The organism is Aeromonas sp. HMWF014 (genome assembly GCF_963878295.1).
Taxonomy (GTDB): domain Bacteria; phylum Pseudomonadota; class Gammaproteobacteria; order Enterobacterales; family Aeromonadaceae; genus Aeromonas; species Aeromonas popoffii.
Genome location: NZ_CAWNYS010000144.1, coordinates 1 through 8,473, shown reverse-complemented (window position 1 = coordinate 8,473; position 8,473 = coordinate 1). Strand labels below are relative to the sequence as shown.

9 protein-coding genes are annotated in these 8,473 nt (G+C 59.2%); 4 read left to right on the top strand and 5 right to left on the bottom strand.

Annotated elements, in window-relative coordinates; genetic code table 11:
- Window positions 1-183: hypothetical protein (locus tag AAC083_RS05645; protein ID WP_146181591.1), on the top strand; the 183-nt coding region annotated here is incomplete at its 5' end.
- Between the two features lie 120 nt (window positions 184-303).
- On the opposite strand, the gene AAC083_RS05640 is transcribed toward AAC083_RS05645, so the two are convergent.
- Both AAC083_RS05640 and AAC083_RS05635 read right to left on the bottom strand, forming a co-directional pair.
- A complete protein-coding gene (locus AAC083_RS05640; RefSeq protein ID WP_108536059.1) occupies window positions 304-738 on the bottom strand; it encodes a YeeE/YedE family protein in 435 nt (144 codons plus the stop codon).
- A 12-nt stretch (window positions 739-750) separates the two neighbouring features.
- Window positions 751-1,164, bottom strand: coding sequence for a YeeE/YedE family protein (locus tag AAC083_RS05635; RefSeq protein WP_042033824.1), 414 nt, complete (start codon window positions 1,162-1,164; stop codon window positions 751-753).
- Between the two features lie 596 nt (window positions 1,165-1,760).
- Here AAC083_RS05635 and AAC083_RS05630 point away from each other — a divergent pair.
- Together AAC083_RS05630 and AAC083_RS05625 are read left to right on the top strand one after the other, a co-directional pair.
- Window positions 1,761-2,135, top strand: a complete 375-nt coding sequence (locus tag AAC083_RS05630) for a hypothetical protein (RefSeq protein ID WP_108536058.1) — start codon at window positions 1,761-1,763, stop codon at window positions 2,133-2,135.
- Between the two features lie 217 nt (window positions 2,136-2,352).
- Window positions 2,353-3,081, top strand: coding sequence for an MgtC/SapB family protein (locus AAC083_RS05625; RefSeq protein WP_108536057.1), 729 nt, complete (start codon window positions 2,353-2,355; stop codon window positions 3,079-3,081).
- A 72-nt stretch (window positions 3,082-3,153) separates the two neighbouring features.
- Here AAC083_RS05625 and dnaJ read toward each other — a convergent pair whose 3' ends face one another.
- The 3 genes from dnaJ to grpE all read right to left on the bottom strand — a co-directional run bounded on the left by dnaJ (window position 3,154) and on the right by grpE (window position 7,210).
- On the bottom strand, window positions 3,154-4,296 hold the full coding sequence (dnaJ, locus tag AAC083_RS05620) for a molecular chaperone DnaJ (RefSeq protein ID WP_042033827.1): 1,143 nt from the start codon (window positions 4,294-4,296) through the stop codon (window positions 3,154-3,156).
- A 113-nt stretch (window positions 4,297-4,409) separates the two neighbouring features.
- Window positions 4,410-6,335: a molecular chaperone DnaK gene (dnaK, locus tag AAC083_RS05615; RefSeq protein ID WP_042033828.1), complete on the bottom strand. Its 1,926-nt coding sequence runs from the start codon at window positions 6,333-6,335 to the stop codon at window positions 4,410-4,412.
- A gap of 299 nt (window positions 6,336-6,634) precedes the next feature.
- Complete coding sequence (gene grpE, locus AAC083_RS05610) at window positions 6,635-7,210, bottom strand: nucleotide exchange factor GrpE (RefSeq protein ID WP_042033829.1); 576 nt, start codon at window positions 7,208-7,210, stop codon at window positions 6,635-6,637.
- 266 nt (window positions 7,211-7,476) lie between these two features.
- Here grpE and nadK point away from each other — a divergent pair, with 266 nt between their 5' ends.
- On the top strand, window positions 7,477-8,361 hold the full coding sequence (nadK, locus tag AAC083_RS05605) for an NAD(+) kinase (RefSeq protein WP_042033830.1): 885 nt from the start codon (window positions 7,477-7,479) through the stop codon (window positions 8,359-8,361).
- The last annotated feature ends 112 nt before the right edge of the window (window positions 8,362-8,473 follow it).

Sequence of the window (8,473 nt, the reverse complement as noted above, 5' to 3'; positions counted from 1 at the left end):
GAGCTGGCCAGCCACCAGCAGGACCACCAGCGGCTGCTGCACAGAGCAAGCCAGCTGATGACCGCCGCCAGGGCCGGCGAGCTTGGCAACGACGAATTGCTCAACTTCATCATTCAGGAGCTGGTTGTCGGCCACATGAGCCAGGCCGACCGACGCTACTTCCCACTGATGAAAGGACGCTGACTCAGCGCGCCCGCCACCTGAAGGTGTGACAGGAGGGGGCTACCCGGGTGGCCCTCTCGCGATTGCGCCTTCCTGACCCCTGCACGGGTGCCGGGACGGCGGGATCATGGCGCCAAGGGATCAGGTGCTGCGGGCTTGCCGCAGCGTCATCCATACCCTGTCCACTAGCAGGATCCCGCTCACCATGGCCGCCACAAACAACAATATCATGGGCTGCCCGCTGGAAATGAGACTCAAGGCTGGCCCTGGGCAGATGCCCGCCAAGCCCCATCCGATGCCGAACAGGGCCGAGCCACCGATGAGGCGACTGTCCACCTGCCGAGCCAGGCTGAACGAATATGGCTCACCAAGCAGGCTCTGGCGGCTCGGTTTGACCAGCAGAAAGTAGCCAGGCATGAACACCAGCAGGGCGCCCCCCATCACGAAGGCCAGACTGGGATCCCAGGTGCCCGCCACGTCGAGAAAGCCGATGACCCGCACCGGATCCACCATGCCGGAGATGGCAAGGCCGAGCCCGAACAGCAGACCGGCCAACAGACTGATAAAGAGTTTCATCTCATCACCTTGTTACAACAGATGCAGGGTGACAAACACGGTGAGGGCACCGGTTGCCATGAAGGTGAGGGTGGCAAGGATGGATCGCACCGAGAGCCGCCCCATGCCACAGATGCCATGACCACTGGTGCAACCATTGCCAAGACGGGTACCGACCCCAACCAGCAGCCCCGCCAGCAACACCAGCGGCCAGGCCGGCAGGGTATCGAGGCTCGGCAGCCGGGCCCAGTTCAGGCGAAACGCCAGCCAGGCACCCGCCCCCAATCCCAGCAGAAACAGCCAGCACCAGGCGTGCCTGTGTTCCATGGCTGCCGCCAACATGCCGCTGATCCCGGCCACCTTGCCGTTGAACAGCATCAGCATCAGGGCGGAGAGCCCCACCAGCATGCCCCCGGCCAGGGCAAGCAACCACTGGGTTTCAAACATCAGGACACCTCGTCGTCTTGGGAGTGGCAAAAATGGGTGCGCAACAGGGCCAGCACATTCACCGCCTCGCTGGCATGCCGAGTCATCTCATCGAGATGTGTGCATTGGCATAAATTAGCAGTTGCTTATATTAAGCTTTATTCTATAAATAAAACCTAAATTAGCAATATCTAATTTTGTGAGGGCGTGAACCGTCGGCATGGCCGTGGATCATGGCTGGCTCCTGGGGGGTTAAGACCTTGGCCGGGCAGGTATGGAGGTAGCCAAGCGACTCAGATTATTGACAAACTTGTATCTAAATATTGCTGAACGTGGATAAGGCTTTACCTCATTGCTCTGGATGAGTACCATTTGGCCGTTCATCAACAGCGGAGACCATCAGTGGGCAATTCATCAAGTGACAGTTGTAGACCGACCCAATCAGTCGGCACCCTGGTCGCGAGATAGCCGCAGGTCTTCCTCTGCCGCGCTCTCGCAACCCTGCGAGAAGCGGAAATCCACTCCCCTCTTCTCTTTTTACACTTGACGTCAGGTGACCCAAGCCCAGGCCTGGACACCTTGCCTGCATAGTTTCTGCTTCCCACAAGGAGGCTGCTATGCGTTTTATTTCAACCAAATCTGAATACACTCAGACTCATCCCCTGCTGAGCAAGCTCGGCCGTGGTTTGTGGCCACTCTGGCTGCGCCCCAAACCGGATCAGCACCACTACAGGTTGCAGATCCGTTGTCAGGATCGCGCCGACATGGAGCGAGTGCTCGACATGGTGACTCATACCCTGCAACCGGCCGGGCTGCGTCCCATGCAGTCCCTGAGGCCAGGGCGCAGCGGGGGTCGGGAGCTGGTGCTCAATCTGTACTGCACACCGCCCCAGCGCCGTTACCTGGTGCAGTTCGTGCACCAGGTCGGGGTCGCCCACCCGGTGCGCTGGGAGCTGCATCCCCGTCACGACGCCAAGCCCCTGCTCAACTAACCGGGATGAGGTATGTCGGGGCCAGCCATGCTGGCCCCTTTACATCTGACCCGGCTATCTGCACGCCATTCAGAGTGCGCGGGCCTGTTTGACCGTGCGCCCGTTGTCATTTCCCATGATGGCCTTCACCGCGCGCACCTCTGCGATTCATCAGGCATGCCCATTGGGCCTCCTATCCTGCATGCCGAAGGCCATCTCAAACCAGAAGGAGTACGCCATGAGAATGTGGCAGCAACTTGACATGATTTCCCTGCTCGACACCCTGGCCAGCCTCCTGCTGGCCTTTGTGCTGGGCTGCCTGGTCGGGCTGGAACGTCAGTACCGCCAACGTACCGCGGGCCTTCGCACCAACGTGCTGGTCGCCGTGGGGGCAGCCCTGTTCGTCAGTCTGGCCCAGCGCATCTATGACCTGTACGGCGGCAGCTACAACGTGGTCCATGTGGTGGCCTATATCGTCTCCGGCATCGGTTTTCTCGGCGCCGGTGTCATCATGCGTGAGTCGGGCAATATCCGCGGCATCAACACAGCAGCCACCCTGTGGGGCGTGGCGGCTGTGGGGGCAGCCAGCGGGGCAGGGCTTGCGATGGAGGCAGTGCTCGGCGCCCTCTTCGTGCTGGCCGCCAACACCCTGCTGCGCCCCCTGGTCAACCAGATCAACCGCCGTCCGGTGGACAATACCGATACAGAGGTGACTTACAGGGTCACGGCCCTCGCCGAGCGCGGGTATCAGAAGGAGGTGCTGCACTGGCTCGAAGAGATGATGGAACAGGCCAACTACCCCTTGAGCGAGCTGGACATAGAGCCGTTCGGTGAACAGGATCTGGAGATCTCCGCTGTGCTGCTGGCCACCTCCATCGACGGCAATGAGCTGGATGCCCTGATGGTGAAACTGGCCATTCATCCCCATATCAAGCAGGTGTTCTGGCGCGCCAGCACCACGGATTGAAAAATGAGGCGCGCCGTAAGGAGGCGCAAAAAAAGCCGGCACAGAGGCCGGCTTTGCTGGAATGCGCTGAGATCAGCGGGTCAGGTCGTCGAAGAAGCGTTTCACCCCTTCGAAGAAACCTTCCGATTTCGGCTTGTGGGTCTTGGCAGCGGCACCGCTGAACGACTCGTCCAGCTGACGCAGCAGCTCTTTTTGGGACTCGGTCAGCTTGACCGGGGTCTCGACCACCACCTTGCACATCAGATCCCCCACCTGGCCGGAGCGCACGGACTTGACGCCCTTGCCCCGCATGCGGAACATCTTGCCGGTCTGGGTCTCGGGAGTGACCTTCAACTTGACACGGCCATCCAGGGTCGGCACTTCAATCTCGCCGCCGAGCGCGGCGGCGGTGAAGCTGATCGGCACTTCGCAGTAAAGGTTGTTGCCGTCACGCACGAAGATTTCGTGCTCCTTGACATGTACCTGAACGTAGAGATCTCCGGCCGGTGCGCCAGCTTCCCCCGCCTCCCCTTCGCCGGAGAGACGGATGCGATCACCGGTATCGACGCCCGCCGGAATTTTCACTGACAGTGTCTTGGTCTTCTGGTAACGACCATCGCCATGGCACTTACGGCACGGATCCTTGATGATCTTGCCGCGACCGTGACAGTGCGGACAGGCTTGCTGCACCGCAAAGAAGCCCTGACGCATCTGCACCTGACCGGCACCGTGGCAAGTCGGGCACGTCTGGGCATGGCTGCCGGTGTGAGCACCCGAGCCGTTGCAGACCTCGCAGTGGACCAGAGTCGGTACCTTGATCTCCTTGGAGACACCGCGCACCGCTTCTTCCAGGGTCAGCTCCATGGTGTAGCGCAGGTCTGAACCCCGGGCAGGACCACGACGACCACCGCCGTTGCGGCCACCAAAGATGTCGCCAAAAATGTCGCCGAACGCATCACCGAAATCGGCTCCACCGCCAAAGCCACCGTGGCCACCGCCACCCTGGCTCTGATCCACGCCAGCATGACCGTACTGGTCATAACGGGCCCGCAGATTTTCGTCGGTCAGGACCTCATAGGCTTCCTTGACCTCTTTAAACTTCTCTTCGGATACGGCATCACCCTGGTTGCGATCCGGGTGAAACTTCATCGCCAGACGCTTGTACGCCTTCTTGATCTCGCGCTCATCGGCATCTTTCGATACCCCGAGCACTTCATAGAAATCGCGCTTTGACATACTGATCCTGTTGCTACGTAAACAGTTATGCAGACGGGCGTTGGTCACCCAACGCCCGTAAATTCATCGTTCAAGCCGATGGGTAGAGCGAGCTCTACCCATCTGGGTGTGGCTTATTTCTTCTCGTCTTTCACTTCTTCGAACTCGGCGTCGACCACGTCGTCGTCAGCCTTGGCAGAAGAAGAGGACTGGCCGGCATCGGCGCCAGCACCCTGAGCCTGGGCTTGCTGCTGGGCAATTTCCATCAGCTTCTGGGAGGCTTCCATCAGCGCCTGTTGCTTGGCTTCGATGACTGCCTTGTCGTCACCCTTGATGACGGCTTCCAGCTCGCTCAATGCAGTCTCGATCTTGGTCTTGTCGTCGGCAGGCAGGGCGTCACCGGCTTCGGTTACCTGCTTGCGGACCGAGTGGACCAGACCGTCAGCCTGGTTGCGGGTCTGCACCAGCTCTTCAAACTTCTTGTCTTCAGCCGCGTTGGCTTCCGCCTCGCGTACCATGCGTTCGATCTCTTCATCAGACAGACCGGAGGAAGCCTGGATGGTGATCTTCTGCTCCTTGTTGGTCTCCTTGTCTTTGGCAGAGACGTGCAGGATGCCGTTGGCATCGATATCGAAGGTCACTTCGATCTGCGGCAGGCCACGCTGAGCCGGACGGATACCTTCCAGGTTGAACTGGCCCAGGGACTTGTTGTCGCTGGCGCGCTTGCGCTCACCCTGCAGCACGTGAATGGTCACGGCAGACTGGTTGTCTTCGGCAGTGGAGAACACCTGGGACTTCTTGGTCGGGATAGTGGTGTTCTTCTCGATCAGCGCCGTCATCACGCTGCCCATGGTTTCAATACCCAGAGAGAGCGGGGTCACGTCCAGCAGCAGTACGTCGGTCTTCTCACCGGACAGTACGGCACCCTGGATGGCAGCACCCATGGCAACGGCTTCATCCGGGTTGACGTCTTTACGCGGCTCTTTGCCAAAGAACTCGGCAACGGTCTTTTGCACCATCGGCATGCGGGTCTGACCGCCTACCAGGATGACGTCGTCGATCTCGCCAACGGCCAGACCTGAGTCTTTCAGGGCAGTACGAACTGGCTCGAGCGAATCCTTCACCATGTCTTCTACCAGGGATTCCAGCTTGGCGCGGGTCACCTTGATGTTCATGTGCTTGGGACCTGTGGCATCTGCAGTGATATACGGCAGGTTCACGTCGGTCTGCTGGGCAGAAGAGAGCTCAATCTTGGCTTTCTCGGCGGCATCTTTCAGACGCTGCAGAGCCAGCTGGTCGTTGCGCAGGTCGATGCCCTGCTCACGCTTGAACTCGTCGACCAGATAGTTGATGACACGGTTGTCGAAGTCTTCACCACCCAGGTGGGTGTTACCGTTGGTCGCCAGAACTTCGAAGGTGGTCTCGCCTTCGACTTCGTCGATCTCGATGATGGAGATATCGAAAGTACCGCCACCTAAGTCATATACGGCAACCTTGCGCTCGCCCTTGACCTTGTTCACGCCGTAAGCGAACGCAGCAGCAGTCGGTTCGTTGATGATGCGTTTTACATCCAGACCCGCGATGCGACCGGCATCTTTGGTCGCCTGACGCTGGGCATCGTTGAAGTAGGCCGGCACTGTGATAACGGCTTCGGTCACCGGCTCGCCCAGGTAATCCTCGGCGGTCTTCTTCATCTTCTTCAGCACTTCGGCAGAGATCTGCGGCGGTGCCATTTTCTTGCCTTTCACTTCAACCCAGGCATCACCATTGTCAGCCTTGGCGATGGCGTACGGCATGATCTTCAGGTCACGCTGAACTTCTTCATCTTCGAAACGGCGACCGATCAGACGCTTGATGGCGAACAGGGTGTTCTTCGGGTTGGTGATGGCCTGACGCTTGGCCGGCTGACCAACCAGGATCTCGCCATCATCGGCATAGGCAATGATGGACGGAGTAGTACGATCGCCTTCTGCGTTCTCGATCACGCGAGCAGTGTCGCCATCCAAAATAGCGACGCAGGAGTTGGTAGTACCCAGGTCAATACCGATGATTTTACCCATTTGACGAATCTCCAAATACTTTGAATAAACTGGCGAGGTACTCGCCTTAATACGTTAACGGCTAGGTGGGGGCAGCCAGTGTGGCTTTCAAGCTCCCGGCATCAATTTTTTTGTGCCGCCGCGACCTTGCAACCTATATGGGGTCTCAAGTTGACGCTTCAAGCCCCGCCCTCAAAAAACCGCGCATTCTTGCCCTTTTTACGGGCAAATGCTTGCCAAATGGCGCCACTTAATACGCATAATGGCGCCGAGACGAATAAAAAGCCCGCCGAGCGGCGGGCTCAGCACAGCAATGGTACTCAGGCCGGTGCCTTGGAGACCATCACCATGGCCGGGCGGATCACCCGACCGTTGAGGTCGTAGCCCTTCTGCATCACAGCGATGACGGTGTTCGGTGCCACATCGGCACTCGGCACCATGCTCATTGCCTGATGGGCGTTGGGATCGAACGGCTGATTGAGCGGATCCAGCGGATTCAGACCAAACTTGCCCACCGAGCTCTGCATGGACTTGAGGGTCAGCTCAACCCCTTCGATCATGGGCTTGAGGGCATCGTTCTCTTTGTCGGCCAACTCGATGGCGCGCTCCAGGTTGTCCAACACCGGCAGCAGTTCGCCAGCGAATTTCTCCAGCGCGAACTTGTGAGCCTTCTCCACATCCTGAGCGGCACGGCGACGCAGGTTTTCCATCTCGGCGACGGCGCGAATGGCGCGCTCACGCTCTTCGAGGGAGGCCTGCTGGGCAGCTTCCAGCTGCGCTTCCAGTTCGGCAATGCGGGCCTGCTCGGCTGTCACTTCACTGTCTACATCGGTCGGCTCGACTGGCTGGACTTCCACTTGCTCCATCGCTTCAACTTTTTGTTCTTCGTGGTTCATGACATCTCCAATTTCAGGGTTGCTTGTTAGGGTCTGTTGACATCCGGGTGCGCGACAAGTCGGTAACAGACCCTGTAATGGCGCTATTATGGGGACGCAGCCTCGGCTTTCAAGGGGAAAAGGGCGCTATCGTCGCCAATGAGCCGAGCTAACGGGTAAATTGCCACTTTTCATGGCGCTATGCCCACCAGGAGACGCTGGCAGCAGACAAATCCCCCACAAAGCGCGGTATACTCCCCCAATACTCATCCCAGACCCGACAGCATATGGATTCTCCGTTCAACACCATTGCCCTGATTGGCAAACCCCACCACGAAGGGGCTAACCAGACCCTGACCGGCTTGCATCAATATCTCACTACCCGAGGTTTTCGGGTGCTGGTAGAGAGCCGGGTGGCCCACACCCTCGGCATCATGGATGAGAACGTGATGGATCTGGTCCAGCTCGGTGAGCTGGCGGATCTGGCCATCGTCGTCGGCGGGGACGGCAACATGCTGGGGGCAGCCCGGGTGCTGTCACGGTTTGATGTGGCGGTGATCGGCGTGAACCGTGGCAATCTCGGCTTTTTAACCGACCTGTCGCCGCAGGATTACCTGCTGCCACTGGAGCAGGTGCTCTCCGGCCACTACAAGAGTGAACACCGCTTCCTGCTGGAAGCCGCCGTCTATCGCCATGGGGAGCGCAAATCGCGCAACCTGGCGGTGAACGAAGCCGTGCTGCACCCGGGCAAGATCGCTCACATGATCGAGTTTGAGGTCTACATCGATGGCAGTTTTATGTACAGTCAGCGATCAGACGGCATCATAGTGGCCACCCCGACCGGCTCCACCGCCTACTCGCTGTCAGCAGGCGGCCCGATCCTTACCCCCAAGCTCAACGCCATCACGCTGGTGCCTATGTTTCCGCACACCCTCAGCAGCCGCCCCATCGTGCTGGATGCGGACAGCGAGGTGCGGCTGCTGGTCTCGCCAGACAATCAGGATGACGCCATACAGGTGAGCTGCGACGGTCAGGTAACCCTGGCGGTGCATCCGGGGGACGAGATCCTCATCAAGAAGAGCAGCCACAAGCTGCACTTGGTACACCCGCTCGATTACAGCTACTTTCACGTGCTGCGCAATAAACTCGGTTGGGGCAGCAAGCTGTTCTAAAGGACAAGAACTGTGCCGGACTGGCTGAGCGCCACCTCGCTGCGCAGCCAGTCGCTAAAGGCACGAAAGCGCGGCCGCTCACGGTTCTCCCGCGGTGAGATCAGCTCGTAAT

Excerpts from the sequence above, each read along its gene's own strand:
- AAC083_RS05640 (WP_108536059.1), bottom strand. The coding sequence starts at position 738 with ATGAAACTCTTTATCAGTCTGTTGGCCGGTCTGCTGTTCGGGCTCGGC.
- AAC083_RS05635 (WP_042033824.1), bottom strand. The coding sequence starts at position 1,164 with ATGTTTGAAACCCAGTGGTTGCTTGCCCTGGCCGGGGGCATGCTGGTG.
- AAC083_RS05630 (WP_108536058.1), top strand. The coding sequence starts at position 1,761 with ATGCGTTTTATTTCAACCAAATCTGAATACACTCAGACTCATCCCCTG.
- AAC083_RS05625 (WP_108536057.1), top strand. The coding sequence starts at position 2,353 with ATGAGAATGTGGCAGCAACTTGACATGATTTCCCTGCTCGACACCCTG.
- dnaJ (WP_042033827.1), bottom strand. The coding sequence starts at position 4,296 with ATGTCAAAGCGCGATTTCTATGAAGTGCTCGGGGTATCGAAAGATGCC.
- dnaK (WP_042033828.1), bottom strand. The coding sequence starts at position 6,335 with ATGGGTAAAATCATCGGTATTGACCTGGGTACTACCAACTCCTGCGTC.
- grpE (WP_042033829.1), bottom strand. The coding sequence starts at position 7,210 with ATGAACCACGAAGAACAAAAAGTTGAAGCGATGGAGCAAGTGGAAGTC.
- nadK (WP_042033830.1), top strand. The coding sequence starts at position 7,477 with ATGGATTCTCCGTTCAACACCATTGCCCTGATTGGCAAACCCCACCAC.